The sequence below is a fragment of the Streptococcus sp. GMD6S genome (assembly GCF_000297015.1).
Window position 1 is genome coordinate 21,215 of the sequence record NZ_AJRH01000007.1, and the last position, 25,985, is coordinate 47,199.

Here is a 25,985-nt window from a genome sequence, read left to right on the forward strand (position 1 = left end):
TATAATAATGGAAGAAAATGAGGTTAGAAGAGATGATTTTTGATACGCACACACATTTAAATGTGGAAGAATTTACAGGCCGTGAGGCAGAAGAAATCGCCTTGGCTGCTGAGATGGGTGTGACGCGGATGAATATTGTTGGTTTTGACAAGCCAACCATTGAACGGGCCCTAGAGTTGGCAGATGGGTATGAGCAACTCTACGCAACTATTGGCTGGCATCCGACTGAAGCAGGGACATACACAGATGAGGTCGAAGCTTACTTGCTGGAAAAACTAAAACATCCAAAAGTTGTTGCCTTGGGGGAGATTGGTCTGGACTATCACTGGATGACAGCATCTAAGGAAGTACAGGAGCAGGTTTTTCGCCGTCAGATTCAGCTGTCCAAGGACTTGGATTTACCTTTTGTGGTCCATACCCGCGATGCGCTGGAAGATACTTATAAGATTATCAAGAGTGAGGGCGTCGGCCCTCGTGGTGGCATCATGCATTCATTTTCAGGTTCTCTGGAGTGGGCTGAGAAGTTTGTCGAGCTTGGTATGACGATTTCCTTCTCAGGAGTGGTGACTTTCAAGAAGGCGACAGATGTTCAGGAAGCAGCTAAAGAGTTACCTTTGGATAAGATTTTGGTAGAGACAGATGCCCCTTACTTGGCACCAGTTCCTAAACGTGGCCGTGAAAACAAAACAGCCTATACTCGCTATGTGATAGACTTTATTGCGGATTTGCGTGGGATGACGACTGAGGAGTTAGCCGCAGTAACAACTGCAAATGCAGAGCGTATTTTTGGATTGGAAAAACAATCATGAAAGAAAAAATTTCCCAAGTCATCGTAGTCGAAGGACGGGATGATACGGCCAATCTCAAACGTTACTTTGATGTAGAGACCTATGAAACACGAGGTTCTGCAATAAATGACCAGGATATAGAGCGGATTCAGCGCCTGCATGAACTGCATGGAGTCATTGTCTTTACAGATCCAGATTTTAATGGGGAGCGGATTCGTCGCATGATTATGACGGCCATTCCAACAGTACAGCATGCCTTTCTCAAGCGAGATGAGGCTGTTCCCGAATCTAAGTCCAAGGGACGTTCTCTGGGAATCGAACACGCCAGCTATGAAGATCTAAAAACAGCGCTGACTCAGGTGACAGAGCAATTTGAAAACGAGAACGAGTTTGACATCAGTCGTGGTGACTTGATTCGCCTAGGTTTCTTGGCGGGAGCAGACAGTCGTAGGCGCCGAGAGTATCTAGGCGAACAGCTCCGCATCGGCTATTCCAATGGAAAACAGCTGCTCAAGCGGTTGGAGTTGTTTGGAGTGACCTTGGCAGAAGTGGAAGAGGTGATAGCTAAGTATTCAGTCCAAGGGAGTCAGAAATGAAAAGAGTGATTATTACAGGTGGCAATAGTGGCATTGGTTATCAGGTTGCTAAACAGTTGGCTGAAAAAGGCTGGTCGGTAACTCTCTTTTGTAGACGGGAAGAAGCTGCGGAGCAAGCTTGTGAGGAAATTCGTCGACAGACAGGAAATCCACATGTAGATTATATCTTGGTTGATCTATCTGATATGAAGAGTGTCAGGGAAGCAGCGGAACAGTATATTCAAAAAGAAGACTTTCTAGACGTTCTAATTAACAATGCAGCTGACTTTGATTTGTCAGTTAAAAAGCCCATCCTGACTAAGGATGGTTTAGAAAAGCAATTTGCGACCAATGTTGCCGCCCCTTTCTTGCTTTCTATCTTGTTGAAAGGTTTGTTAGAAAAGTCTGAGAGTGGTCGGATTATTAATATTTCTTCTCAAGGGCTGATACTCTATCCTTTCATGAAACTTGATTTTGAAAATTTATCTGGTCAAAAACATTACAGTCCTGCTAAGACCTATTATCAAAATAAACTGGCCTTGTTGATGTTGTCACTTTATATGCGAGAACATTGGGAAGGTATCAAGGTTCAGGCAATCCGTGTGACCAATGTCAAAGTAGATATGCGTCGCTACAATCACCTCAGCGCTTTTATGAAAAATCTGTATAAAATTAAGTCAAAACTTTCGATTAGTCCTGAAGAAATGGCCAAAGTTTATACAGCTTTATCTACAGAAGATCGCTATGAAGGATTTTTGTATGACGAGAAATGCAAGGAAGTAAAAGCAAATGCACCTGCTTACGAAGAAGAGGAGCAAGAAAAACTCTATTCTTTGCTTGAGCACCTGACTTTCTCAAGAGACAATCCATAAAGGATGAGAAAAATAAATTTCATGGACTGCTTCAATAGTGGAAAGAAATTCAGATATTTAACTCTGTTTGGAGTGACCTTGGCCGAAGTGGAAGAAGTGATGGAAAGTTATGATAATAGCTAAGCACTCCCAAAATACCAGGGGAATGTGTTACAATAGAGGTAGTAACTATAGAAAAGAGAATAGATGAGAATTGCAGATTATAGCGTGACCAAGGCAGTGCTGGAGCGTCACGGTTTTACATTTAAAAAGTCCTTCGGGCAAAATTTCCTGACGGATACCAATATTCTTCAAAAGATCGTGGATACGGCTGAAATTGATAACCAGGTTAATGTCATTGAAATTGGGCCAGGAATTGGTGCTTTGACGGAGTTTTTGGCTGAGCGTGCGGCAGAGATTATGGCCTTTGAGATTGACCACCGTTTGGTACCGATTTTGGCAGATACTTTACGTGATTTTGACAATGTTACCGTAGTCAACGAGGACATTCTCAAAGTTGACTTGGCCCAGCATATCCAGAATTTCAAAAATCCTGACCTGCCCATTAAGGTGGTAGCCAACTTGCCTTACTACATTACGACGCCTATTCTCATGCACTTGATTGAAAGTGGCATTCCTTTTAGCGAGTTTGTGGTTATGATGCAAAAAGAAGTGGCAGATCGCATCTCAGCCCAACCCAACACCAAGGCTTACGGTAGTTTGTCGATTGCTGTCCAGTATTATATGACAGCTAAGGTTGCCTTCATCGTGCCTCGTACGGTCTTTGTGCCAGCCCCAAACGTGGACTCAGCCATTTTAAAAATGGTGCGCCGTCCAGAGCCTGCTGTAGCAGTGGAAGATGAGAACTTCTTCTTTAAGGTTTCCAAGGCTAGTTTCACTCATCGCCGCAAGACCTTGTGGAATAACCTGACAGGCTACTTTGGCAAGACTGATGAAGTCAAGGAAAAGTTGACCAAGGCTTTGGATCAGGCAGGCTTGTCTCCATCTGTGCGTGGGGAAGCACTTAGCTTGGAAGAATTTGCTAGCCTTTCAGATGCGCTTAAAGGACAAGGACTCTAAGATGCAGGGACAAATCATTAAAGCCTTGGCAGGCTTCTATTATGTGGAGAGTGAGGACCAAGTCTATCAGACACGTGCGCGCGGGAATTTTCGTAAAAAAGGCCACACGCCCTATGTTGGGGATTGGGTAGATTTTTCTGCAGAGGAAAATTCCGAAGGTTATATCCTCAAGATTCATGAACGGGAAAACAGTCTCGTCCGTCCGCCTATTGTCAATATTGACCAAGCTGTGGTGATCATGTCCGTCAAGGAACCTGATTTTAACAGCAATTTGCTGGATCGGTTCTTGGTTCTTCTGGAACACAAGGGCATTCATCCCATCGTCTATATTTCCAAAATGGATTTGCTGGAAGATAGCGAAGAATTAAGTTTTTATCAACAAACCTATCGTGCCATTGGTTATGACTTTGTGACCAGTAAGGAGGAACTCCTGCCTTTGTTGACAGGAAAAGTGACGGTCTTTATGGGGCAGACAGGTGTTGGAAAATCAACACTCCTTAATAAAATCGCACCAGACCTCAATCTTGAAACAGGAGAAATCTCAGACAGTCTGGGTCGCGGTCGCCATACTACTCGAGCTGTTAGTTTTTACAATCTCAATGGGGGTAAAATCGCGGACACACCAGGCTTTTCATCACTGGATTATGAAGTGTCAACGGCTGAAGACCTCAATCAGGCCTTTCCAGAGATTGCCAGTGTCAGTCGAGACTGTAAATTCCGTACTTGTACCCATACCCATGAACCGTCCTGTGCGGTTAAGCCGGCTGTCGAAGAGGGTATCATTGCATCCTTCCGTTTTGACAACTACCTGCAATTTCTCAGTGAAATTGAAAATCGCAGAGAAACCTATAAAAAAGTCAGTAAAAAAATTCCAAAATAAGGAGAAACCTATGTCTCAATACAAGATTGCTCCGTCAATTCTGGCAGCAGATTATGCCAACTTTGAATGTGAAATCAAACGCCTAGAAGCAACTGGTGCAGAATATGCCCATATCGATATTATGGATGGTCACTTTGTACCACAAATCAGTTTTGGTGCCGGTGTGGTTGAAGCTCTTCGCCCCCATAGCAAGATGGTCTTTGACTGCCACTTGATGGTCGCTAATCCAGAGCATCATTTAGAGGACTTTGCGCGTGCAGGTGCAGATATCATCAGTATCCATGTGGAAGCAACGCCTCATATCCATGGGGCTCTTCAAAAAATTCGTTCTCTTGGTGTCAAACCTTCTGTTGTCATTAACCCTGGTACGCCTGTGGAGGCAATCAAGCACGTTCTTCACCTAGTTGACCAAGTCTTGGTCATGACGGTTAACCCTGGATTTGGAGGACAAGCCTTTCTGCCTGAAACCATGGACAAGGTTCGTGAGTTGGTTGCCCTTCGTGAAAAAAAAGGACTGAACTTTGAAATTGAAGTCGATGGCGGTATTGATGACCAGACCATTGCTCAGGCCAAAGAAGCTGGAGCAACCGTTTTTGTAGCAGGATCCTATGTCTTTAAGGGAGATGTCAATGAACGAGTGCAAACTCTCAGAAAACAACTGGACTAGGGTTGCTGTTTTTGCCGGCGGAGATCGCGGTCATTATCGGACGAATTTTGATTGCTTTGTCGGTGTGGATCGTGGCTCACTCTGGGTCTTGGAAGAAGACCTGCCTCTCGCTCTAGCAGTTGGGGATTTTGATTCGGTGACTGCAGAAGAGCGTCAGTTGATTCAAAAACGTACCCAACATTTTGTTCAAGCTCAGCCAGAAAAAGATGATACGGATCTGGAATTGGCTCTCTTGACCATCTTTGAGCAAAATTCTCAGGCTCAGATCACTATTTTCGGTGCTCTTGGTGGTCGGATTGATCATATGCTGGCCAATGTTTTTCTTCCGAGTAATCCCAAGTTAGCACCCTATATGCGCCAGATAGCGATTGAGGATGGGCAAAATGTGATTAGCTATTGTCCAGAAGGGACCAGTCAACTTCAACCTCGTTCGGATTATGACTATCTAGCCTTTATGCCAGTTCGGGATAGTCAGTTGACCATTATCGGTGCCAAGTATGAGTTGACAGAGGAAAATTTTTTCTTTAAAAAAGTGTATGCTTCTAACGAATATATAGATAGGGAAGTTTCGGTGACTTGCCCAGATGGCTATGTCGTCGTGCTGCATAGCAAGGACAGGAGGTAGGATGGAGACTGTATTACTACTATTATTAATTGCCAACCTAGCTGGACTCTTTCTCATTTGGCAAAGGCAAGATAAGCAAGACAAGTACCTAGCCAAGAGCTTGGAGGATCAGGCAGACAATCTTTCAGATCAACTGGATTACCGCTTTGAACAAGCCAGACAAGCCAGCCAGCTGGATCAAAAAGACTTGGAAGTGGCTGTCAGCGACCGTTTGCAAGAAGTGCGAATGGAGTTGCACCAAGGGCTGACTCAAGTTAGACAGGAGATGAACGAGAATCTCCTTCAAACCAGAGATCAGACCGACCAACGCCTTCAAGCCCTGCAGGAGTCCAATGAGCAACGTTTGGAACAAATGCGTCAAACTGTCGAGGAAAAGTTAGAAAAGACCTTGCAGACACGCTTGCAGGCTTCCTTCGAGACAGTTTCCAAACAACTGGAGTCTGTCAATCGTGGCCTGGGAGAAATGCAGACAGTTGCCCGCGATGTTGGCGCACTCAACAAAGTTCTCTCTGGGACCAAGACGCGAGGGATTCTAGGAGAATTGCAACTGGGGCAAATCATCGAAGACATCATGACACCAGCCCAGTACGAACGAGAATTTGCAACGGTTGAGAACTCTAGCGAGCGAGTGGAGTATGCCATCAAGTTACCTGGACAGGGGGACCAGGAATATGTCTATTTACCGATTGACTCCAAGTTTCCACTGGCGGATTATTACCGCTTAGAAGAAGCTTATGAAGCAGGCGATAAGGACGAAATCGAACGTTGTCGTAAGTCACTTTTAGCTAGCGTCAAGCGCTTTGCCAAGGATATCAAGAGCAAGTATCTGGCGCCGCCTCGAACGACCAATTTTGGAGTCTTGTTTGTTCCAACAGAAGGACTTTACTCAGAAATCGTCCGCAATCCTGTCTTCTTTGATGATTTGAGACGGGAGGAGCAGATTATTGTTGCTGGTCCAAGTACCCTATCAGCCCTGCTTAACTCTCTATCAGTTGGCTTCAAAACTCTCAATATCCAAAAGAGTGCAGATCATATCAGCAAGACTCTTGCTAGCGTTAAGACTGAGTTTGGCAAGTTCGGGGGGATTTTGGTTAAGGCACAAAAACATCTTCAACATGCCTCTGGCAATATTGATGAATTATTAAACCGTCGTACCACAGCTATCGAGCGGACGCTCCGTCACATTGAGTTATCAGAAGGTGAGCCTGCGCTTGATCTACTCCATTTCCAAGAAGATGAGGAAGAATATGAAGATTAGTCACATGAAAAAAGATGAGCTGTTTGAAGGTTTTTACCTGATTAAGTCAGCTGACCTAAGACAGACGCGTGCTGGGAAAAACTACCTAGCCTTTACCTTCCAAGACGATAGCGGCGAGATTGAGGGGAAACTATGGGATGCCCAACCTCATAACGTTGAGGCCTTTACCGCTGGGAAGGTGGTCCACATGCAGGGACGTCGAGAAGTGTACAATAATACTCCTCAAGTCAATCAAATTACTCTCCGCTTGCCTCAGCCTGGGGAACCCAATGATCCAGCTGACTTCAAGGTCAAGTCACCAGTTGATGTCAAGGAAATCCGTGACTACATGTCGCAAATGATTTTCAAGATTGAAAATCCTGTCTGGCAGCGTATCGTTCGTAGTCTCTACACCAAGTATGATAAGGAATTCTACTCCTATCCGGCTGCCAAGACCAACCACCACGCCTTTGAAACGGGTTTGGCCTATCATACAGCAACCATGGTGCGCTTGGCAGATGCTATTAGTGAGATTTATCCTCAGCTCAACAAGAGCCTACTCTATGCGGGGATTATGCTGCACGACTTGGCTAAGGTTATTGAGTTGACGGGACCAGATCAGACGGAGTATACAGTACGAGGCAATCTCCTTGGCCATATCGCCCTGATCGATAGTGAGATTACCAAGACCGTCATGGAACTGGGCATCGATGATACTAGAGAAGAAGTGGTGCTACTGCGCCATGTTATCCTCAGTCATCATGGCTTACTGGAGTATGGAAGTCCAGTCCGTCCACGTATCATGGAGGCGGAGATTATCCATATGATTGACAATCTAGATGCCAGCATGATGATGATGTCAACAGCTCTAGCTTTGGTGGATAAAGGAGAGATGACCAATAAAATCTTCGCTATGGACAATCGTTCCTTCTATAAACCAGATTTAGATTAATAATTTAAGAAAAACGAGCATTTTTTACGCAATAATGTTCGTTTTTTTATGTGAATGTGGTATAATGGATAAAATATCAAAATTAAATGGAATGGTAAATAAAAATGAAATTAAGAAGAAGTGATCGGATGGTTGTCATTTCCAACTATTTGATTAATAATCCATACAAACTAACAAGTCTCAATACCTTTGCAGAAAAGTACGAATCTGCTAAATCATCGATTTCAGAGGACATCGTGATTATCAAGCGTGCCTTTGAGGAAATCGAAATCGGCCATATTCAGACTGTGACTGGAGCAGGTGGTGGCGTTATCTTTACACCATCAATTTCGAGTCATGAAGCCAAAGAAATGATCGCAGACTTGCGTGACAAACTTTCAGAAAGCGACCGTATCTTGCCAGGTGGCTACATTTACCTGTCTGATTTGCTTAGTACGCCTGCCATTTTGAAAAATATTGGGCGTATCATTGCCAAGAGCTTTATGGACCAAAAAATCGATGCCGTTATGACAGTAGCAACAAAAGGTGTGCCACTCGCAAATGCAGTTGCCAATGTCCTCAATGTTCCATTTGTCATTGTGCGCCGTGATTTGAAAATTACCGAAGGTTCAACGGTCAGCGTCAACTATGTTTCAGGTTCCAGCGGTGACCGCATTGAGAAAATGTTCCTTTCAAAACGCAGCCTCAAGGCAGGCAGTCGTGTCTTGATTGTGGATGACTTTTTGAAAGGCGGCGGAACGGTCAACGGGATGATTAGTCTCTTGCGTGAGTTTGATTCAGAGTTGGCTGGTGTTGCAGTCTTTGCAGACAATGCCCAAGAAGAACGTGAAAAGCAGTTCGATTACAAGTCACTCTTGAAAGTAACCAATATTGATGTTAAGAACCAATCCATCGATGTTGAGATTGGAAATATCTTTGACGAAGACAAATAAGAGATAGAACTAAAGGTTGGAACGATTGTCCCAGCCTTTCTTTGCAAACAGAATAGAAGGATGCTTATGAAAACACCATTTATCAGCCGTGAAGATTTAGAAACAATTGTTGCAGAGTTCCCGACTCCCTTTCACTTGTATGATGAGAAGGGGATTCGTGAAAAAGCAAGAGCAGTCAACCAGGCCTTTTCTTGGAATAAGGGATTCAAAGAATATTTTGCAGTCAAGGCCACTCCAACTCCAGCCATCTTGAAAATCCTCCAAGAAGAAGGTTGTGGTGTGGACTGTTCTAGTTATGTAGAGCTTTTGATGAGCCATAAACTGGATTTCCCCGGTTCTGAAATCATGTTCTCTTCTAACAACACGCCTGACAAGGAATATGCCTATGCGCGTGAATTAGGTGCGACCATTAACTTGGATGCCTTTGAAGATATTGAACATCTAGAGCGAGCGGCAGGCATTCCAGAAATTATCTCTTGTCGTTACAATCCTGGAGGAGTTTTTGAGCTAGGGACAGACATCATGGACAATCCTGGAGAAGCCAAGTTTGGCATGACCAAGGATCAGCTTTTTGAAGCCTTTGCGGTTTTGAAGGAAAAAGGAGCCAAGACATTTGGGATTCACTCTTTCCTAGCATCCAATACCGTCACCCATCTCTACTACCCAGAGTTGGCGCGTCAGCTTTTTGAATTAGCCGTTGAAATTAAGGAAAAGTTGGGTATTTCGCTAGACTTTATCAATCTTTCCGGCGGAATCGGAGTCAATTATCGCCCAGACCAGGAGCCAAATGACATCGCTGTGATTGGTGAGGGAGTTCGTAAGGTTTATGAGGAAGTCCTCACACCTGCAGGACTTGGTCAGGTCAAGATTTTTACTGAATTAGGCCGCTTTATGTTGGCGCCTCACGGAGCTTTGGTCACAAGAGTCACTCATAAGAAAAAAACCTACCGTACCTATCTGGGCGTGGATGCCTCAGCAGTCAACCTCATGCGCCCCGCCATGTATGGAGCCTACCACCATATCACCAATCTGACCCATCCAGATGGACCAGTTGAGGTGGTAGATGTGGTTGGTTCACTCTGTGAAAACAATGATAAATTTGCAGTGAACCGCGAACTACCTCATACAGAAATCGGTGATTTGCTAGTGATTCATGATACAGGTGCACATGGATTCTCCATGGGTTACCAGTACAATGCCAAACTACGCTCGGCAGAAATCCTCTATACCGAAGAAGGAAAAGCCCGCCAAATCCGCCGTGCAGAGCGCCCTGAGGACTATTTTGCAACCTTGTATGGTTTTGATTTTGAATCGGATCATTAAAAGAAATTGAAAATGAAAGTGAAAAACAGATTGCTTTCTAAAAAATAGACAAAAAAACCTTGTTTTTCACCTTACTCGTGATATAATAAAACTATAAAACGGTTTCAAGGAAGGTGACGATATGTCTGAAGAAACAATTGACTATGGACAAGTGACAGGAATGGTGCATTCGACAGAGAGTTTTGGGGCGGTAGATGGCCCTGGGATTCGGTTTATTGTCTTTTTGCAGGGCTGTCACATGCGTTGCCAGTACTGCCATAACCCAGACACATGGGCTATGGAGACCAATAAATCACGCGAACGGACAGTAGACGATGTCTTGACAGAAGCCCTTCGCTACCGTGGTTTCTGGGGAGACAAGGGAGGAATCACTGTCAGTGGTGGAGAAGCCCTCTTACAGATTGATTTCCTAATTGCCCTCTTTACCAAGGCCAAGGAAAAAGGAATCCACTGTACCTTGGATACCTGTGCCCTTCCGTTCCGTAATAAACCACGTTATCTCGAAAAGTTTAATAAACTCATGGCGGTAACAGACTTGGTTCTTCTGGATATCAAGGAAATCAACGAAGAACAGCACAAGATTGTCACAAGCCAAACCAATAAAAACATCTTGGCCTGTGCCCAGTACCTATCAGATATCGGGAAGCCTGTTTGGATTCGCCACGTGCTGGTTCCAGGATTGACAGATAGAGATGAGGATTTGATCGAACTTGGTAAGTTTGTCAAGACCCTCAAAAATGTTGACAAGTTTGAAATCCTACCTTATCATACGATGGGAGAATTCAAGTGGCGTGAACTAGGGATTCCTTATTCGCTTGAAGGGGTCAAACCTCCAACAGCAGACCGTGTCAAGAATGCCAAGGAATTAATGGATACAGAAAGTTACCAAGATTACATGAAACGTGTTCATGGATAAAAAAGAAGCCTGATGGAGACATCGGGCTTTTGTGATGCAAAAAGACTTAGCCTCTCAGCTAAGCCTTTTTCTTATTTTCTAGAATGTTGTTTACCAGCATTGCGTTTTTTATGTTTCTTATTAGTCATGATCGCAGTTGCTTGGTTTGGAGTGACATCTTTGCGTCCGCCTCCAGTTGAAAATGAACTTGCTTTTGGTGGGTTTTTTGCAAATTCTTCACGAACTTTTTTGCGGAGTTTTGGACGAACAACATAGTTAACGATGAACTGTTGGAGAATCATCATGAAACCACCGACAACCCAGTAAAGCGTCACACTTGCTGGTGCGAAGAAGGAGAAGACGACAATCATGAGTGGACTCACGTAAATCATTTTCTTGAGCTGTGCTCTTTGCATCTCGTCTTCTACTCCATGAAGTGAAAGAAGTGATTGGAGATAGTAGAGGATACCAGCGAAAGCGACAAGGAGCAGACTTGGTGAACCAAGATCGATACCCAAGAAGGTAGAGCTAGCTACCCCGTCAGTGTATTGGGCTGCAAAGTAGATAGCAGAGAAGAAAGGCATTTGAATGAGGATAGGGAAACATCCTACACCACCGAACATGCTAATGCCATGTTCTTTCTGAGCTGCAAAGAGAGCTTGTTGAGCCTCAAGTTTTTCTTCTTGAGTGGTTGCTTCTTTGAGACGTGTTTGATGTGGTTCAAGCACGTGTTTGAGGGCATTCATCTTTTCAGAGTGAAGCGTTGCCTTCCATGATTGGTAGATACCAAGTGGCAAGATAATCAAGCGCACGATGATGGTTACGATGATGATAGCCACACCAAAGCCTAGACCTTTATCAGTAGCGAAGTACTTGATAGCTTCAGCCATAGGTGCTCCGATGGTATTCCAAATCAATCCTGTAGGTTGTCCTGTGGCTTTGTCTACTTGGACACAGCCTGTCAAGACGAGTAGCATAGCCACTCCCATAGCAGAGAGGGCAAAACGTTTAATAGATTTCAATGTTTTCATTCCTTCTTTAAAAATTATACCTTTCTATTCTACTGTTTTTTTGTAAAATATACAATAGTTCTAGAGACCTAATTTGCGACTTTGAAGTCCGAATAGGATGAAAAGTTGCTCATTTGTACATCTAGATAGGTAACTTTTGAAAAAGGTGTCGGACCTTTTCGGATTTCTTGGATAAATTTTGCCATAGTGGCAGAGGAGTCTGCCTGAGCAAGAATTTCCACTGTGCCATCGTCGTTATTCCAGACACGACCAGTGATGCCACCGATTTCAAGAGCTAAAGTAACAACACCCCAACGAAAACCAACACCCTGCACCCTGCCTTGGGCAATCATTCTAACCTTTTGCATACCAAACCCCTTTGATTGTGTTATAATATTTCTATGACTATTATAACCTCAAAAGCCAATTCTGTGGTAAAAAATGCCAAGAAATTACATCAAAAAAAATATCGAAAGTCTGCTTATTTGATTGAAGGCTGGCACTTATTCGAAGAAGCTGTTCAAGCAGGAGTGACGATTGAAAAGGTCTTTGCCCTAGAAAGTTACCGAGATCAGCTAGTTGCTTTTCCTCAAACTATTTGGGTTTCAGAGGAGATTTTGCTAGATTTGGCAGATACGCAAACTCCTCAAGGCATTGTTGCAGTGATTCAAAAAGAAGAAGTGGGACTGCCTGATCTCCATCAGGGCAAGTATCTATTTTTAGAGGATGTTCAAGATCCTGGTAATGTGGGCACCATGATTCGGACGGCGGATGCGGCAGGTTTTACAGGGGTTATTGTTTCAGACAAGTCAGCAGATATATACAGTCTCAAGACCCTGCGTTCCATGCAAGGAAGTCATTTTCATTTGCCTATCTATCGTATGCCTCTTGTCAGCTTTGTAGAAGAGGCAAAGAAGAGCAATTTGCCCATTCTGGCAACGACCTTATCGAGAGAGTCAAAGGATTATCGTGAGCTTTCTTCACTAGAGAACTTTGTTTTAGTCATGGGAAATGAAGGGCAGGGGATTAGTTCTGTCATGGCTGAGAGTGCTGATCAGCTGGTTCATATTGGCATGAAAGGCCGAGCAGAAAGTCTCAACGTAGCAGTTGCAGCAGGAATTTTGATGTTTTATTTTAGCTAATTTATAAAATCTTTGTTATAATCAAGACATATTTATAGAAAAAGGAGAATCAGAATGAATCAAACGATTATTCAAGAACGTTCAGGTCTTAATCAATTTTACGCTAAGGTTTATGCTTTTGTGGGACTTGGGATTGGTCTATCGGCTCTCGTGTCAGCTTTGATGTTGACAGTCTTCCAAGCTCAATTGACTTACTTTTTAATGCATGGCCGTCTCTGGTTGATGATTGCAACTTTTGCAGAACTTGGTTTAGTCTTTGTTGCAAGTAGCATGGCTACAAAAAATAGCCCAGCAGCTCTCCCAGTATTTTTAGTTTATTCTGTTTTAAATGGCTTTACGCTCAGCTTTGTCGTAGCCCTCTATACACCTGGGACCGTCTTATCAGCCTTTGTATCCAGTGCCCTTCTCTTCTTTGTCATGGCGGCAATCGGAATTTTCACCAAGAAAGATTTGAGTGGAATGGGACGAGCTCTGATGGCTGCGCTTGTCGGGTTAATTATTGCCATGGTCGTTAACCTCTTTCTAGCCAATAGTTTCTTTGACTACATGATTAGTATTGCCATGGTCTTGGTTTTCTCAGGTTTGATTGCTTGGGACAACCAAAAGATTCGCTATGTTTATGAGCAGTCACGAGGGCAAGTAGCGACAGGATGGGTCATCTCAATGGCGCTCAGCATCTATCTAGACTTTATCAACCTCTTCCTTAGCATCTTACGAATCTTTGGTCGAAATGATTAATGAATGACAGAGTCAGTGTTCAAAAGAGCACTGACTTTTTCTTATTTACTCTTTTCTTTTCTTGGAAATAGGTGTATAATGCTTTTAACTAATTTTTGAGGAGCTGTTTATGAAGAAAAGTTTTATTCATCAACAAGAAGAAATTTCCTTTGTGAAGAACACTTTTACCCAGTATTTGAAAGATAAGTTAGAAGTTGTTGAAGTTCAAGGTCCTATCTTGAGCAAGGTCGGGGATGGGATGCAGGACAACCTATCAGGTGTCGAAAATCCAGTATCTGTCAAGGTTTTGCAGATTCCAGATGAAACCTATGAAGTCGTTCACTCACTTGCCAAATGGAAACGCCACACCTTGGCTCGTTTTGGTTTCGGTGAAGGTGAAGGTCTGTTTGTTCATATGAAGGCCCTTCGTCCAGACGAAGATTCGCTCGACGCGACCCACTCAGTTTATGTGGACCAGTGGGACTGGGAGAAGGTTATCCCAAACGGTCAACGCAATATCGCCTATCTCAAGGAAACTGTTGAGAAGATTTACAAGGCTATCCGTCTGACAGAGCTAGCCGTAGAAGCCCGCTACGATATCGAATCCATCTTGCCAAAACAAATCACCTTCATTCACACAGAAGAGTTGGTGGAACGCTATCCAGATCTAACACCGAAAGAGCGTGAAAATGCGATCTGTAAAGAGTTTGGTGCAGTCTTCTTGATTGGTATCGGTGGCGAGTTGCCTGATGGCAAACCTCATGACGGCCGCGCACCTGACTACGATGACTGGACAACAGAGTCTGAAAATGGCTACAAGGGGTTGAATGGCGATATTCTCGTTTGGAACGAATCTCTTGGTTGTGCCTTTGAACTTTCATCAATGGGGATTCGGGTAGATGAGGATACCCTTCGTCGCCAAGTGGCTCTTACAGGGGACGAAGATCGTCTTGAGCTGGAATGGCATAAAGCCTTGCTTAACGGCCTTTTCCCACTGACAATTGGTGGGGGTATCGGACAGTCTCGGATGGCCATGTTCCTTCTTCGTAAGAAACACATCGGAGAGGTTCAGACCAGTGTCTGGCCTCAAGAAGTCCGCGATACGTACGAAAATATTTTGTAGAGAATCGAACCGCAAGGTTCGGTTTTCTTTCTCTTTTTGCCTATAATTTGGTATAATAAACGGTATGAAAATCGTATCAGGAATCTACGGAGGGCGTCCCCTCAAGACGCTAGAAGGCAAGACGACGAGGCCGACATCAGATAAGGTGCGTGGAGCTATCTTTAACATGATAGGTCCCTATTTTGAGGGCGGTCGTGTCTTGGATCTCTATGCTGGCAGTGGTGGTTTATCCATTGAGGCAGTCTCGCGTGGGATGTCCCATGCTGTCTTAGTGGAACGGGATCGAAAGGCGCAAGCTATCATCGCTGAAAACATCCAAATGACCAAGGAAGCTTCCAAATTTCAACTCTTAAAGATGGAGGCTGAACGGGCCTTGGAGCAAGTGAAAGGTCCCTTTGACCTGGTCTTTTTAGACCCTCCCTATGCCAAGGAACAAATCGTTGCAGATATCGAAAAAATGGCAGAAAGAAACCTTTTCTCCGAAGAGATCATGGTTGTCTGTGAAACCGATAAGTCTGTAGAACTACCAGAAGAAATCGCCTGCTTAGGTATCTGGAAGGAAAAAATATATGGGATTAGTAAGGTGACGGTCTATGTCAGATAAAATTGGATTATTTACAGGTTCATTTGATCCGATGACAAATGGACATCTGGATATCATTGAACGTGCCAGCAAACTTTTTGATAAGCTCTATGTCGGGGTGTTCTACAATCCCCACAAACAAGGTTTTCTCCCTGTTGAAAATCGCAAACGAGCAGTCGAAAAAGCGGTGGCGCATTTAGATAATGTAGAGGTGCTGGCTTCTCATGACCAACTAGTCGTAGATGTTGCAAGAAGACTGGGTGCTAAGACCCTTGTCCGTGGCTTGCGAAATACCACCGACTTGCAATACGAGTCTAGTTTTGATTACTACAATCATCAACTGGCTCCAGAAATCGAAACCATTTACCTATATAGTCGCCCAGAGCATCTTTATATTAGCTCTTCAGCCATGAGAGAACTTCTGAAGTTTGGTCAGGAGATTCAGCAATATGTCCCAAACAGTGTTGTGGAGGAATTAGAACATGAAGAAAAAAACTAGATGGCCCTTATATGTCATCCTAGCACTAGTATTGACTTTTTTAGCCTTTGTAGTACCTTTACCATACTACATAGAAGTTCCAGGTGGAGCGGAAGATATTCGTCGCGTTTTGAAAGTCAATGAAACAGAAGACACAGAACCAGGAGCTTACCAGTTTGTAACAGTCGGCATTCGACACGCCACCCTGTCGCATCTTGTCTATGCTTGGTTAACGCCTTTCACAGATATTAGAAGTGCCAAGGAGACTACGGGTGGCTCTACTGATGCAGAGTTTATGCGAATCAATCAGTTCTATATGCAAACTTCTCAAAATATGGCCAAGTATCAAGGACTGAAGACGGCTGGAAAGGATATCGAACTCAAGTACCTGGGAGTTTACGTCTTGACCGTGACGGATAATTCGACTTTTAAAGGCATTCTGAACATTGCAGACACCGTGACGGCTGTTAATGACAAAACATTTGATAGTTCAAAAGACTTGGTCGACTATGTCAACTCTCAACAATTAGGGGACACGGTCAAGGTAACCTATGAAGAAGACGGAAAAGTCAAGTCTGCAGAAGGTAAAATTATCACTCTCGAAAACGGAAAAAACGGGATTGGGATTGGCTTGATTGACCGTACGGAAGTGACCAGTGATGTTCCCATTCGCTTTTCAACAGCTGGTATCGGTGGGCCAAGCGCCGGTCTCATGTTTAGTCTAGCTATTTACACTCAGATAGCAGATCCAGAACTTCGTAATGGTCGCGTCGTTGCGGGAACGGGAACCATTGATCGCGATGGAAATGTTGGCGACATCGGTGGAATTGATAAAAAAGTAGTTGCAGCCTCTCGTCAGGGAGCCAACATCTTTTTTGCCCCTGACAATCCAGTCACTGAGGAAGCAAAAAAAGCAGATCCCAATGCGAAAAGCAACTATGAAACAGCCCTAGAAGCCGCCAAAACCATCAAAACAGAGATGAAAATCATTCCCGTTAAGACCTTGCAGGATGCAATTGATTACCTTAAAAACAATCCCTAATTTGTAGAAAAATCGAAAACTAGCGCGCAAGCGGATAAGATGGTATAATAGTCAAATGGTTCAATTATTATTCACTCTAAGTAGTCATATACTCTTTATTTATTTGAGTTTTTACCTTTTGAAGGATCTTGTGAGATGGGAAAAGGTTTTAAAAGTGACCACTACTAACACAAAAAAGGTTCGTTTATTGGTAGGCTTCTTTAGTATGGTGATGGGCTACATCTTGAGTTCATTCTTTATCAGTTTGTACCAACTTTGGCAAGAAGCGCTTAGAGGACTATTATAAAATCAAAAGTAAAGGAAACAACTATGGAAAAAATTGTGGTTCAAGGCGGAGATAATCGTCTGGTCGGGAGTGTGACGATCGAGGGAGCAAAGAATGCAGTCTTGCCCTTGTTGGCAGCGACTATTCTAGCAAGTAAGGGGAAGACAGTCTTGCAGAACGTCCCAATCTTGTCAGATGTTTTCACCATGAATCAAGTGGTTCGAGGTCTGAATGCCAAGGTGGACTTTGATGAGGAAGCTCATGTTGTCGAGGTTGATGCGACTGGTGATATCACTGAGGAAGCTCCATACAAGTATGTCAGCAAGATGCGTGCATCCATCGTTGTCTTGGGGCCAATCCTTGCTCGTGTAGGACATGCCAAAGTTTCTATGCCAGGGGGATGTACCATCGGGAGTCGTCCAATCGACCTCCACCTCAAGGGCTTGGAAGCTATGGGGGCAAAGATCACCCAGACAGCTGGTTACATCGAAGCTAAGGCAGAGCGTCTGCATGGCGCTCATATCTACATGGACTTTCCTAGTGTTGGTGCAACACAAAACCTCATGATGGCAGCGACTCTAGCTGATGGTGTGACGGTCATTGAAAATGCTGCGCGTGAGCCGGAAATTGTTGACCTTGCTATTCTCCTTAATGAAATGGGAGCCAAGGTCAAGGGAGCTGGTACCGAAACCATCACAGTGACTGGTGTTGAGGAACTCCATGGTACGACCCACAATGTGGTACAGGATCGTATCGAAGCCGGAACCTTTATGGTAGCGGCAGCTATGACTGGTGGAGATGTCCTCGTTCGTGATGCAGTCTGGGAACACAATCGCCCCTTGATTTCAAAACTACTTGAAATGGGCGTTGAAGTGACAGAGGAATCAGAAGGCATCCGTGTTCGTTCTCAACTTGAAAATCTCAAGGCTGTTCATGTAAAAACTTTACCACATCCAGGATTCCCAACAGATATGCAGGCGCAATTTACAGCTCTGATGACAGTCGCAAAAGGGGAATCCACCATGGTGGAAACGGTGTTCGAGAATCGCTTCCAACACTTGGAGGAAATGCGCCGTATGGGCTTGCACTCAGAGATTATCCGTGACACAGCTCGTATTGTTGGGGGACAGGCTTTACAGGGGGCAGAAGTTCTATCAACGGACCTTCGCGCTAGTGCTTCCTTGATTTTGACAGGTCTGGTGGTGCAAGGAGAAACAGTTGTCGGTAAATTAGTCCACCTTGATAGAGGTTACTACCGTTTCCATGAGAAATTGGCTCAGCTAGGAGCGAAGATTCAGCGAATCGAGGCAAATGATGAAGAAGAATAAAAACTTACGCTATGTACTCCGTCGTTTACTGTTGATTTTTATCGTACTATTGCTAGGCTTTCTGGCTTTAGGAATCGGCTTGATGGTAGGCTATGGAATCCTAGGAAAGGGACAGGATCCATGGGCAATCTTGTCTCCAGCAAAGTGGCAGGAATTGATTAGCAAATTTACAGGAAATTAGACTGGGAGACCAGTCTTTTTCTAAAGAAATAAGGAGAAAAATGGACAAAAAAACAAGACAAGCTCTGATAGGGTTACTTATATTCTTACTCTTGGCTGCTGGAAGCTACTATATCAAGCAGATGCAGACAGCGCCAAACACCCCTAGAACCAAGGTTAGTCAGAAAAAACAAGCTTCAGAAGCTCCCAGTCAGGAGCTAGCTGAAAGTGTCTTAACTGAGTTAATCAAAAACCAAATCAAGGGGGGGCTTGAGTGGAATGGAGCAGGAGCCTTTATTGTCAATGGCAATAAAACCAATCTAGATGCCAAGGTTTCTAGCAAACCCTATGCGGATAATAAAACAAAGACAGTGGGAAAAGAAACAGTTCCAACGGTTGCCAATGCCATCTTATCCAAAGCGACTCGGCAGTATAAAAATCGTGAAGAGACTGGAAATGGCTCCACCTCTTGGACGCCACCAGGATGGCATCAGGTCAAGAATCTAAAGGGGTCCTATACACATGCAGTTGATAGAGGACACCTGCTGGGTTATGCTTTGATAGGTGGTTTGGATGGTTTTGATGCCTCTACCAGCAATCCCAAGAATATTGCAGTTCAGACAGCTTGGGCTAACCAAGCGCAGGCTGAGGATTCGACAGGTCAGAACTACTATGAGAGTTTGGTCAGAAAAGCCTTGGACCAAAACAAGAGGGTCCGTTATCGCGTGACGCTCCACTATGCGACAAATGAGGACCTAGTTCCATCCGCTTCACAAATCGAAGCCAAGTCTTCAGATGGCGAATTGGAATTCAATGTCCTAATCCCCAATGTTCAAAAGGGAATCCAGCTTGATTACCGAACAGGGCAAGTAACAGTGACGGACTAGAAACAATAGATACTATAAAAACAGCTCCTTTGTCTTTTAGAGGCAGGGGAGCTGTTGTTTAAATGAAAAATAATGTGAATCCTGAGAGATTTTATGATATAATGAAACACAAGATACTATTTTAGGAGAAGGACTATGGAAGACCCGAGCAGTCAGAATTTGTTGCTACAGTTTGTATTGTTATTTATCTTGACCTTGTTAAATGCTTTTTTCTCAGCCACTGAAATGGCAATGGTGTCACTAAACCGTTCCCGAGTTGAGCAAAAAGCAGAAGAGGGAGACAAACGTTACGTCCGTTTGTTAAAGGTACTTGAAAATCCTAACCACTTTTTATCAACCATTCAAGTCGGTATCACCTTGATCACGATCTTGTCAGGGGCAAAATTGGCAGATACACTTGGACAAGTAATTGCCTCTTGGATGGGGAATGGAGAAACAACTTATGCCATTGCAAGTTTCCTCTCTTTGGCATTCTTGACCTACATCTCTATTGTTTTTGGTGAACTCTATCCTAAACGGATTGCCCTTAATCTAAAAGATGCCTTAGCCATTCGCTCTGTTCCGATTATCATTGGGCTTGGGAAGATTGTCAGTCCCTTTGTCTGGTTGTTATCTGCTTCAACCAATCTCTTGAGTCGTTTAACGCCAATGACCTTTGATGATGCGGATGAAAAAATGACTCGAGATGAAATTGAGTACATGTTGACCAAAAGTGAGGAGACTTTGGATGCAGACGAAATCGAGATGTTACAAGGGATCTTCTCTCTAGATGAGCTGATGGCGAGAGAAGTCATGGTTCCTCGGACAGATGCCTTTATGGTGGATATTCAGGATGATAGTCAAACCATTATCCAAAGTATTTTAAAACAAAACTTTTCCCGTATCCCAGTTTATGATGGGGATAAGGACAATGTGATTGGTTTGATTCATACCAAGCGTTTGCTAAACGCTGCCTATGCAGATGGCTTTGAAAATATTGTCTGGAAGAAGATCTTACAAGATCCACTCTTTGTTCCTGAAACCATTTTTGTGGATGACTTGCTAAAAGAATTGCGAAATACCCAAAGACAAATGGCCATTTTGCTCGATGAATATGGTGGTATGGCTGGTTTGGTAACTCTGGAAGATCTTTTAGAAGAGATTGTCGGTGAGATTGATGACGAGACCGATAGGGCAGAAATCGAAGTCCATCAAATCGGTGAGGACACCTATATTGCACAGGGAACCATGAATCTTAACGACTTCAATAACTACTTTGGTGTCGAACTAGAAAGCGATGATGTGGATACCATCGCCGGTTATTATTTGACGGGTGTTGGTACGATTCCAACAACTGAAAAAATCAGTTATGAACTGGTCAGTCAAAACAAACAAATCGTCCTGACCAATGATAAGGTGAAAAATGGACGTGTTACCAAGGTAAAAGTTCAAATTACAGAACTAGAACCTGAAGAAGAAACAGAATAAAGCAGTGACTTGAGTCACTGCTTTTTGTAAATCTAGATGGTAGATACAGTTATCCCCACTTATTAGGAATAACAGAAAAAGCCCGATTTTACGGGCTTTTCATTTGGTTAATTCCTGTTCATTCAGGTACTGAAAGGCGGTAGACGGATTTGAACCGACGATCAAGCTTTTGCAGAGCCGTGCCTTACCACTTGGCTATACCGCCTCAACGTTTATTATTATACCTTGAAAATCATTTCCCGTCAATAGTTTCTTATTCTAAAATCCAATTTAGGAAAACAGATGATGATCGAAGAAGTGAGAAAAAGCTTGTAAAAATCCCATTCTAAAGAGGGTCGGACTAGAAAGTATTTCTTCCAGAAACAAATAAAGAATGCAAAAATTTTGACAAATAGAAGTTTTTTGAGGGTATACGCCTAAATATTCTGAAAATTCGTTTACTTTTTAGATAATATATGATATAATTGACAATAAGCCTAAATTTTTCAAAGAGGAGTTAACAATATGAAAAAAAGTAGAGTATTTGTCGCAGCAGGAATTGCCCTATTAGCAACTGGCGTTTTAGCTGCTTGTGGTTCTTCAAAATCATCTGATTCAACAGCGCCAAAAAATTATGGTTATGTTTATACAGCTGATCCAGAAACGTTGGATTACCTCATTTCAGGGAAACAAAGTACTAAGGTTGCCACTTCAAATGGTATCGATGGTCTTTTCACAAACGATAAGTATGGGAACCTAGTTCCTGCAGTTGCAGAGGACTGGTCCGTTTCAAAAGATGGTTTGACTTATACTTACAAGATTCGTAAAGGAGTCAAATGGTTTACATCTGACGGAGAAGAGTATGCTGAAGTAAAAGCGAAGGACTTTGTAAATGGTTTGAAACACGCAGCTGATAACAAGTCAGAAGCTCTTTACCTAGCAGAATCTTCTGTTAAAGGTTTGTCTGATTATTTATCAGGCAATTCAAAAGACTTTTCTTCAGTAGGTGTAAAGGCAGTTGATGATTATACTCTTGAGTATACTTTGAACCAACCAGAACCATACTGGAACTCTAAGATGGCTTATTCAATCTTCTGGCCATTGAACGAAGATTTTGAAAAATCAAAAGGAGCTGACTTTGCTAAAGCAACAGACCCTACATCCTTGCTTTACAATGGTCCATTCTTGCTGAAAGGGTTGACTGCTAAGTCTTCTATCGAGTTCGCTAAAAATGAAAACTACTGGGACAAAGACAATGTTCATCTCGATAAAGTTACTCTTGCTTTCTATGATGGATCAGACCAAGAGTCGCTTGAGCGTAACTTTACAAGTGGAGCTTATAGCTATGCCCGTCTCTTCCCTACAAGTTCAAACTACTCTAAGGTAGCAGAAAGCTACAAGGAAAATATCTACTACAATCCATCAGGACCTGGTATCGCTGGTTTGGGTGTGAATATTGACCGTCAAGGATACAAATACACTTCTAAGACAACTGACGAGGAGAAGACTTCTACTAAGAAAGCCCTTCTTAACAAAGATTTCCGTCAGGCTTTGAACTTTGCCTTTGACCGTACGTCTTACTCAGCACAAATTAATGGTAAAGAAGGCGCTCCTCTTGCAGTTCGTAACCTCTTTGTGAAACCTACCTTTGTCTCAGCAGGCGAAAAAACTTTCGGTGACTTGGTAACTGAAAAGATGGCTGCTTATGGTGATGAATGGAAGAACGTAAACTTTGCGGATGGTCAAGATGGACTCTTCAACGCCGATAAAGCTAAAGCAGAATTTGCCAAAGCTAAAACTGCATTGGAAGCAGAAGGTGTGAAATTCCCTATCCACTTGGATATCCCAGTAGACCAAACTTCTAAAGCCTATATTGCACGTATCCAATCCTTCAAACAATCTGTTGAAACAGTACTTGGTGAAGATAATGTGGTTATCGATATCCAACAAATTTCTAAAGATGAGTTGAACAATATCACTTACTATGCTGCAAACGCTGCGGCAGAAGATTGGGACCTCTCAGGAGCAGTTGGATGGAACCCTGACTACGAAGATCCATCAACTTATCTTGATATCTTGAAGACAACGAATGCTGAACAAACAAAAACATACATGGGTTACGAAGGTGCAGATAATGCTGCAGCAGCTCAAGTTGGTTTGAAAGAATACGATAAGCTAGTTGATGAAGCTGCTAAAGAAACAAGTGACTTGAATGTTCGTTATGAAAAATACGCAGCAGCTCAAGCTTGGTTGACAGACAGCTCACTCTTCTTGCCAGCTATGGCATCAAGTGGTGCTGCACCAATCATTTCTCGTGTTGTACCATTCTCTGCATCATACAGCCAATCTGGAGATAAGGGTTCAGATGTATACTTCAAATATATTCAGTTGCAAGACAAGGTTGTAACCAAAGCTGACTATGAACAAGCTCGTGAGAAATGGCTCAAAGAGAAAAAAGAATCAAACGAAAAAGTTCAAAAAGAATTGGCTAATCACGTTAAATAAATAACTCTCAAGAGAACTTTCTCTCCATGAGGAGAAGGTTCTTTTGGGATTTTAAAAGGAAACGATATGAAGAAATATATTTTTATGCGTGTATTGCGTTCATTGTTGTCTATTTTCTTAGTGACAACCTTGACCTACACAATTATCTATACGATGGTTCCTCGAAAATTGATTTTCAAGCAGGATACCAACTATAACAAGATTGCAACGACGCCGGACAAGCGGGATAATTATGAAAATACCGTTTATGAACGGATGGGCTATATCGAGTACTACGATACCAAAGAGTTGCAAGAAAGAGCGAGCACAATGGACTCATCTGTAACAGTGGATGCCAATGATACCAATAAGGCAATCTACGAAAAATACATCAACCAACTAGGAAATGGTTGGACACTTGGTGTGTTCTCAGAAAGTGGTCAATTCTATGCTACGCGTGAAATTCCGATTTTTGAACGTGTTTTCAAATTCTATGCGAACTTGATTGATATTGATCATCCAAACAAAATTCAAGACCCTGAAAATCCAAACTTGCAACGTTATCTTCGTTTTGAAAATGACCCTGCTATCGGTTGGTCATTGGTTGGTTCAGGTACAAAACACAAATACCTTTTGTATTTCAACAATCAATTCCCATTTGTACACCAAAACTTTGTGAACATTAACTTGGGAGATTCTTACCCAACTTATGCAAACACACCAGTGCTTCAAGTTATCACACAAGGTCAGGGACAAACTAAGACATCAGAAGTTCAATTCCCTACAGGTAAAAAGACTTCATCTGTAGATATTTACTCTCGTACTTACAAATCTCCAAGTCAAGCAGATGCGCGTGAAGTAGCCAACTATGGTAAAGACGATCCATATACAGCTACAGAAAGCAATTATCAATATCCTTCAATGATTGCAAGCTCAGCGGTTGCTGGTTTGATTGGTTTGATTATTTCGTATGCGATTGCGATTCCACTTGGATCTGCTATGGCTCGCCACAAGAATACTTGGATTGATAGCTTCTCGACAGGTGCTCTAACCTTCTTGCTTGCCCTTCCAACGATTGCCTTGGTTTATATCGTGCGCTTGATTGGATCATCTATCGGTCTGCCAGATTCATTTCCTATCTTGGGAGCAGGGGACTGGCGTTCATATGTCTTGCCAGCAGTCATTCTAGGTTTGCTGGGTGCACCAAGTACAGCTATCTGGATTCGTCGTTACATGATCGACTTGCAATCTCAGGACTTCGTACGTTTTGCTCGTGCCAAAGGTTTGTCTGAAAAAGAAATTTCAAATAAACACATCTTTAAAAATGCCATGGTTCCTTTGGTTTCAGGTATTCCTGGTGCCGTAATCGGGGTTATCGGTGGTGCAACATTGACAGAAACAGTCTTCGCTTTCCCAGGTATGGGTAAAATGTTGATTGACTCTGTTAAGGCATCAAACAACTCAATGGTAGTTGGTCTTGTCTTCATCTTCACGTGTATTTCTATCTTCTCACTCTTTGTAGGAGATATCTGGATGACCATGCTTGACCCACGTATTAAATTGACAGAGAAAGGAGGCAAATAATGTCAACAATTGATAAAGAAAAATTTCAGTTCGTAAAACGTGACGATTTTGCCTCTGAAACAATTGATGCTCCTGCCTATTCATACTGGGGTTCTGTATTTAGACAATTTCTAAAGAAAAAATCAACCGTCTTTATGCTAGGAATTTTGGTTGCCATTATCTTGATGAGCTTTATTTACCCAATGTTCTCCGATTTTGATTTCAACGATGTAAGTAAGGTCAATGACTTTAGTGCTCGTTTTATCAAGCCCAATGCTGAACATTGGTTTGGTACAGATAGCAATGGTAAATCCTTGTTTGATGGGGTTTGGTTTGGTGCGCGTAATTCAATTCTTATCTCTGTAATTGCCACTTTTATCAACCTTGTAATTGGGGTTATTGTTGGTGGAATCTGGGGAATTTCAAAATCTGTAGACCGTGTCATGATGGAAGTTTATAACATTATTTCAAACATTCCATCTCTCTTGATTGTCATTGTCTTGACTTACTCAATCGGTGCTGGTTTTTGGAATCTGATTTTTGCCATGAGTGTGACAACTTGGATTGGGATTGCTTATATGATTCGTATCCAAATCATGCGTTACCGTGACTTGGAATACAACCTTGCTTCTCAAACACTTGGAACGCCAACCTTTAAAATCATCGTTAAAAACATCATGCCACAATTGGTATCTGTTATTGTTTCTACAATGACCTTGATGTTGCCAAGCTTCATCTCTTATGAAGCCTTCCTTTCCTTCTTTGGATTGGGATTGCCTGTAACAGTGCCAAGTTTGGGACGTTTGATCTCAGATTACTCACAAAACGTTACGACCAACGCTTACTTATTCTGGATTCCGTTGACAACCTTGATCTTGGTATCCCTATCTCTTTTCGTTGTTGGTCAAAACCTAGCGGATGCTAGTGATCCACGTACACATAGATAGGAGTAG

At 42.9% G+C, this 25,985-nt stretch carries 28 protein-coding genes and 1 tRNA gene; 26 read left to right on the forward strand and 3 right to left on the reverse strand.

The genetic code is table 11. The annotated features are described in order from the left end of the window. The first annotated feature begins 32 nt into the window (after window positions 1-32). The 12 genes from GMD6S_RS01935 to pflA all read left to right on the forward strand — a co-directional run bounded on the left by GMD6S_RS01935 (window position 33) and on the right by pflA (window position 10,826). Window positions 33-809: a TatD family hydrolase gene (locus GMD6S_RS01935; RefSeq protein WP_000575652.1), complete on the forward strand. Its 777-nt coding sequence runs from the start codon at window positions 33-35 to the stop codon at window positions 807-809. Further along, window positions 806-1,384: a ribonuclease M5 gene (rnmV, locus tag GMD6S_RS01940; RefSeq protein WP_000659978.1), complete on the forward strand. Its 579-nt coding sequence runs from the start codon at window positions 806-808 to the stop codon at window positions 1,382-1,384. Before GMD6S_RS01935 ends, rnmV begins: the two co-directional genes overlap by 4 nt. Beyond that, window positions 1,381-2,235 (forward strand): SDR family NAD(P)-dependent oxidoreductase, encoded by an 855-nt coding sequence (locus tag GMD6S_RS01945; protein WP_000832168.1) that lies wholly within the window; start codon window positions 1,381-1,383, stop codon window positions 2,233-2,235. Before rnmV ends, GMD6S_RS01945 begins: the two co-directional genes overlap by 4 nt. Window positions 2,236-2,421: 186 nt before the next feature. Next, complete coding sequence (rsmA, locus tag GMD6S_RS01950) at window positions 2,422-3,294, forward strand: 16S rRNA (adenine(1518)-N(6)/adenine(1519)-N(6))-dimethyltransferase RsmA (RefSeq protein ID WP_001216884.1); 873 nt, start codon at window positions 2,422-2,424, stop codon at window positions 3,292-3,294. Between the two features lies 1 nt (window position 3,295). Next, complete coding sequence (rsgA, locus tag GMD6S_RS01955) at window positions 3,296-4,174, forward strand: ribosome small subunit-dependent GTPase A (RefSeq protein WP_008289073.1); 879 nt, start codon at window positions 3,296-3,298, stop codon at window positions 4,172-4,174. Window positions 4,175-4,184: 10 nt separating this feature from the next. Beyond that, a complete protein-coding gene (gene rpe, locus GMD6S_RS01960) occupies window positions 4,185-4,841 on the forward strand; it encodes a ribulose-phosphate 3-epimerase (RefSeq protein WP_000084979.1) in 657 nt (218 codons plus the stop codon). Beyond that, window positions 4,804-5,466, forward strand: coding sequence for a thiamine diphosphokinase (locus tag GMD6S_RS01965; RefSeq protein WP_001001250.1), 663 nt, complete (start codon window positions 4,804-4,806; stop codon window positions 5,464-5,466). Before rpe ends, GMD6S_RS01965 begins: the two co-directional genes overlap by 38 nt. A gap of 1 nt (window position 5,467) precedes the next feature. Continuing rightward, window positions 5,468-6,724, forward strand: a complete 1,257-nt coding sequence (gene rmuC, locus GMD6S_RS01970) for a DNA recombination protein RmuC (protein WP_000450905.1) — start codon at window positions 5,468-5,470, stop codon at window positions 6,722-6,724. Then, complete coding sequence (locus GMD6S_RS01975; RefSeq protein WP_000703210.1) at window positions 6,714-7,655, forward strand: 3'-5' exoribonuclease YhaM family protein; 942 nt, start codon at window positions 6,714-6,716, stop codon at window positions 7,653-7,655. Before rmuC ends, GMD6S_RS01975 begins: the two co-directional genes overlap by 11 nt. 104 nt (window positions 7,656-7,759) lie before the next feature. Beyond that, complete coding sequence (purR, locus tag GMD6S_RS01980; RefSeq protein WP_002874197.1) at window positions 7,760-8,587, forward strand: pur operon repressor; 828 nt, start codon at window positions 7,760-7,762, stop codon at window positions 8,585-8,587. A 66-nt stretch (window positions 8,588-8,653) separates the two neighbouring features. Further along, the gene (locus GMD6S_RS01985; protein WP_000856549.1) at window positions 8,654-9,910 is read left to right on the forward strand and encodes a diaminopimelate decarboxylase; all 1,257 of its coding nucleotides are present in this window, start codon (window positions 8,654-8,656) and stop codon (window positions 9,908-9,910) included. Window positions 9,911-10,031: 121 nt separating this feature from the next. Further along, entirely contained in the window at window positions 10,032-10,826 is a 795-nt protein-coding gene (pflA, locus tag GMD6S_RS01990; protein WP_001288281.1) for a pyruvate formate-lyase-activating protein, read from the forward strand. A gap of 71 nt (window positions 10,827-10,897) precedes the next feature. Here the strand turns inward: pflA and yidC are convergent, their stop codons facing one another. Together yidC and GMD6S_RS02000 are read right to left on the reverse strand one after the other, a co-directional pair. Further along, window positions 10,898-11,827 (reverse strand): membrane protein insertase YidC, encoded by a 930-nt coding sequence (gene yidC / locus GMD6S_RS01995; protein ID WP_008289070.1) that lies wholly within the window; start codon window positions 11,825-11,827, stop codon window positions 10,898-10,900. A 77-nt stretch (window positions 11,828-11,904) separates the two neighbouring features. After that, on the reverse strand, window positions 11,905-12,183 hold the full coding sequence (locus tag GMD6S_RS02000) for an acylphosphatase (RefSeq protein WP_001174609.1): 279 nt from the start codon (window positions 12,181-12,183) through the stop codon (window positions 11,905-11,907). A 33-nt stretch (window positions 12,184-12,216) separates the two neighbouring features. Between GMD6S_RS02000 and GMD6S_RS02005 the strand changes: the two genes are divergently transcribed. The 11 genes from GMD6S_RS02005 (at window position 12,217) to GMD6S_RS02050 (ending at window position 21,006) form a co-directional block, all read left to right on the forward strand. Then, window positions 12,217-12,957: a TrmH family RNA methyltransferase gene (locus GMD6S_RS02005; RefSeq protein WP_008289068.1), complete on the forward strand. Its 741-nt coding sequence runs from the start codon at window positions 12,217-12,219 to the stop codon at window positions 12,955-12,957. Window positions 12,958-13,011: 54 nt separating this feature from the next. After that, window positions 13,012-13,695, forward strand: a complete 684-nt coding sequence (locus GMD6S_RS02010; protein WP_001076860.1) for a Bax inhibitor-1/YccA family protein — start codon at window positions 13,012-13,014, stop codon at window positions 13,693-13,695. Window positions 13,696-13,804: 109 nt separating this feature from the next. Then, window positions 13,805-14,797: an aspartate--ammonia ligase gene (gene asnA, locus GMD6S_RS02015; RefSeq protein WP_000747998.1), complete on the forward strand. Its 993-nt coding sequence runs from the start codon at window positions 13,805-13,807 to the stop codon at window positions 14,795-14,797. Window positions 14,798-14,861: 64 nt separating this feature from the next. Next, window positions 14,862-15,401 carry a 16S rRNA (guanine(966)-N(2))-methyltransferase RsmD gene (rsmD, locus tag GMD6S_RS02020; RefSeq protein ID WP_000706939.1) on the forward strand — a complete coding sequence of 180 codons (540 nt, stop codon included), beginning with the start codon at window positions 14,862-14,864 and terminating at the stop codon, window positions 15,399-15,401. After that, complete coding sequence (gene coaD / locus GMD6S_RS02025) at window positions 15,391-15,879, forward strand: pantetheine-phosphate adenylyltransferase (RefSeq protein ID WP_001280714.1); 489 nt, start codon at window positions 15,391-15,393, stop codon at window positions 15,877-15,879. The genes rsmD and coaD overlap by 11 nt, the downstream gene beginning before the upstream one ends. Beyond that, a complete protein-coding gene (locus GMD6S_RS02030) occupies window positions 15,863-16,900 on the forward strand; it encodes a SepM family pheromone-processing serine protease (RefSeq protein WP_000730776.1) in 1,038 nt (345 codons plus the stop codon). Before coaD ends, GMD6S_RS02030 begins: the two co-directional genes overlap by 17 nt. 55 nt (window positions 16,901-16,955) lie before the next feature. Next, window positions 16,956-17,186 (forward strand): DUF1146 family protein, encoded by a 231-nt coding sequence (locus GMD6S_RS12085; RefSeq protein WP_008289067.1) that lies wholly within the window; start codon window positions 16,956-16,958, stop codon window positions 17,184-17,186. A 23-nt stretch (window positions 17,187-17,209) separates the two neighbouring features. Beyond that, window positions 17,210-18,493 carry a UDP-N-acetylglucosamine 1-carboxyvinyltransferase gene (gene murA, locus GMD6S_RS02035; protein WP_000411919.1) on the forward strand — a complete coding sequence of 428 codons (1,284 nt, stop codon included), beginning with the start codon at window positions 17,210-17,212 and terminating at the stop codon, window positions 18,491-18,493. Further along, a complete protein-coding gene (locus GMD6S_RS02040; RefSeq protein WP_000739701.1) occupies window positions 18,480-18,674 on the forward strand; it encodes a DNA-directed RNA polymerase subunit beta in 195 nt (64 codons plus the stop codon). The genes murA and GMD6S_RS02040 overlap by 14 nt, the downstream gene beginning before the upstream one ends. Before the next feature lie 40 nt (window positions 18,675-18,714). Further along, window positions 18,715-19,539: a DNA/RNA non-specific endonuclease gene (locus GMD6S_RS02045; protein WP_000358998.1), complete on the forward strand. Its 825-nt coding sequence runs from the start codon at window positions 18,715-18,717 to the stop codon at window positions 19,537-19,539. 135 nt (window positions 19,540-19,674) lie between these two features. Next, window positions 19,675-21,006 carry a hemolysin family protein gene (locus GMD6S_RS02050; protein ID WP_000390022.1) on the forward strand — a complete coding sequence of 444 codons (1,332 nt, stop codon included), beginning with the start codon at window positions 19,675-19,677 and terminating at the stop codon, window positions 21,004-21,006. A gap of 134 nt (window positions 21,007-21,140) precedes the next feature. Here the strand turns inward: GMD6S_RS02050 and GMD6S_RS02055 are convergent. Continuing rightward, window positions 21,141-21,211, reverse strand: a tRNA-Cys gene (locus GMD6S_RS02055). A gap of 299 nt (window positions 21,212-21,510) precedes the next feature. Here GMD6S_RS02055 and GMD6S_RS02060 point away from each other — a divergent pair. The 3 genes from GMD6S_RS02060 (at window position 21,511) to oppC (ending at window position 25,979) form a co-directional block, all read left to right on the forward strand. Next, entirely contained in the window at window positions 21,511-23,490 is a 1,980-nt protein-coding gene (locus tag GMD6S_RS02060; RefSeq protein WP_000749704.1) for a peptide ABC transporter substrate-binding protein, read from the forward strand. A 66-nt stretch (window positions 23,491-23,556) separates the two neighbouring features. Continuing rightward, a complete protein-coding gene (locus GMD6S_RS02065; protein WP_000759891.1) occupies window positions 23,557-25,053 on the forward strand; it encodes an ABC transporter permease in 1,497 nt (498 codons plus the stop codon). Then, window positions 25,053-25,979, forward strand: a complete 927-nt coding sequence (gene oppC / locus GMD6S_RS02070; RefSeq protein ID WP_000103692.1) for an oligopeptide ABC transporter permease OppC — start codon at window positions 25,053-25,055, stop codon at window positions 25,977-25,979. The genes GMD6S_RS02065 and oppC overlap by 1 nt, the downstream gene beginning before the upstream one ends. The last annotated feature ends 6 nt before the right edge of the window (window positions 25,980-25,985 follow it).

What these genes read in the sequence shown, in the direction of transcription:
- GMD6S_RS01935 (WP_000575652.1), top strand. Translation starts at nt 33, where the DNA reads ATGATTTTTGATACGCACACACATTTAAATGTGGAAGAATTTACAGGC.
- rnmV (WP_000659978.1), top strand. Translation starts at nt 806, where the DNA reads ATGAAAGAAAAAATTTCCCAAGTCATCGTAGTCGAAGGACGGGATGAT.
- GMD6S_RS01945 (WP_000832168.1), top strand. Translation starts at nt 1,381, where the DNA reads ATGAAAAGAGTGATTATTACAGGTGGCAATAGTGGCATTGGTTATCAG.
- rsmA (WP_001216884.1), top strand. Translation starts at nt 2,422, where the DNA reads ATGAGAATTGCAGATTATAGCGTGACCAAGGCAGTGCTGGAGCGTCAC.
- rsgA (WP_008289073.1), top strand. Translation starts at nt 3,296, where the DNA reads ATGCAGGGACAAATCATTAAAGCCTTGGCAGGCTTCTATTATGTGGAG.
- rpe (WP_000084979.1), top strand. Translation starts at nt 4,185, where the DNA reads ATGTCTCAATACAAGATTGCTCCGTCAATTCTGGCAGCAGATTATGCC.
- GMD6S_RS01965 (WP_001001250.1), top strand. Translation starts at nt 4,804, where the DNA reads ATGAACGAGTGCAAACTCTCAGAAAACAACTGGACTAGGGTTGCTGTT.
- rmuC (WP_000450905.1), top strand. Translation starts at nt 5,468, where the DNA reads ATGGAGACTGTATTACTACTATTATTAATTGCCAACCTAGCTGGACTC.
- GMD6S_RS01975 (WP_000703210.1), top strand. Translation starts at nt 6,714, where the DNA reads ATGAAGATTAGTCACATGAAAAAAGATGAGCTGTTTGAAGGTTTTTAC.
- purR (WP_002874197.1), top strand. Translation starts at nt 7,760, where the DNA reads ATGAAATTAAGAAGAAGTGATCGGATGGTTGTCATTTCCAACTATTTG.
- GMD6S_RS01985 (WP_000856549.1), top strand. Translation starts at nt 8,654, where the DNA reads ATGAAAACACCATTTATCAGCCGTGAAGATTTAGAAACAATTGTTGCA.
- pflA (WP_001288281.1), top strand. Translation starts at nt 10,032, where the DNA reads ATGTCTGAAGAAACAATTGACTATGGACAAGTGACAGGAATGGTGCAT.
- GMD6S_RS02000 (WP_001174609.1), bottom strand. Translation starts at nt 12,183, where the DNA reads ATGCAAAAGGTTAGAATGATTGCCCAAGGCAGGGTGCAGGGTGTTGGT.
- GMD6S_RS02005 (WP_008289068.1), top strand. Translation starts at nt 12,217, where the DNA reads ATGACTATTATAACCTCAAAAGCCAATTCTGTGGTAAAAAATGCCAAG.
- GMD6S_RS02010 (WP_001076860.1), top strand. Translation starts at nt 13,012, where the DNA reads ATGAATCAAACGATTATTCAAGAACGTTCAGGTCTTAATCAATTTTAC.
- asnA (WP_000747998.1), top strand. Translation starts at nt 13,805, where the DNA reads ATGAAGAAAAGTTTTATTCATCAACAAGAAGAAATTTCCTTTGTGAAG.
- rsmD (WP_000706939.1), top strand. Translation starts at nt 14,862, where the DNA reads ATGAAAATCGTATCAGGAATCTACGGAGGGCGTCCCCTCAAGACGCTA.
- coaD (WP_001280714.1), top strand. Translation starts at nt 15,391, where the DNA reads ATGTCAGATAAAATTGGATTATTTACAGGTTCATTTGATCCGATGACA.
- GMD6S_RS02030 (WP_000730776.1), top strand. Translation starts at nt 15,863, where the DNA reads ATGAAGAAAAAAACTAGATGGCCCTTATATGTCATCCTAGCACTAGTA.
- GMD6S_RS12085 (WP_008289067.1), top strand. Translation starts at nt 16,956, where the DNA reads ATGGTTCAATTATTATTCACTCTAAGTAGTCATATACTCTTTATTTAT.
- murA (WP_000411919.1), top strand. Translation starts at nt 17,210, where the DNA reads ATGGAAAAAATTGTGGTTCAAGGCGGAGATAATCGTCTGGTCGGGAGT.
- GMD6S_RS02040 (WP_000739701.1), top strand. Translation starts at nt 18,480, where the DNA reads ATGAAGAAGAATAAAAACTTACGCTATGTACTCCGTCGTTTACTGTTG.
- GMD6S_RS02045 (WP_000358998.1), top strand. Translation starts at nt 18,715, where the DNA reads ATGGACAAAAAAACAAGACAAGCTCTGATAGGGTTACTTATATTCTTA.
- GMD6S_RS02050 (WP_000390022.1), top strand. Translation starts at nt 19,675, where the DNA reads ATGGAAGACCCGAGCAGTCAGAATTTGTTGCTACAGTTTGTATTGTTA.
- GMD6S_RS02060 (WP_000749704.1), top strand. Translation starts at nt 21,511, where the DNA reads ATGAAAAAAAGTAGAGTATTTGTCGCAGCAGGAATTGCCCTATTAGCA.
- GMD6S_RS02065 (WP_000759891.1), top strand. Translation starts at nt 23,557, where the DNA reads ATGAAGAAATATATTTTTATGCGTGTATTGCGTTCATTGTTGTCTATT.
- oppC (WP_000103692.1), top strand. Translation starts at nt 25,053, where the DNA reads ATGTCAACAATTGATAAAGAAAAATTTCAGTTCGTAAAACGTGACGAT.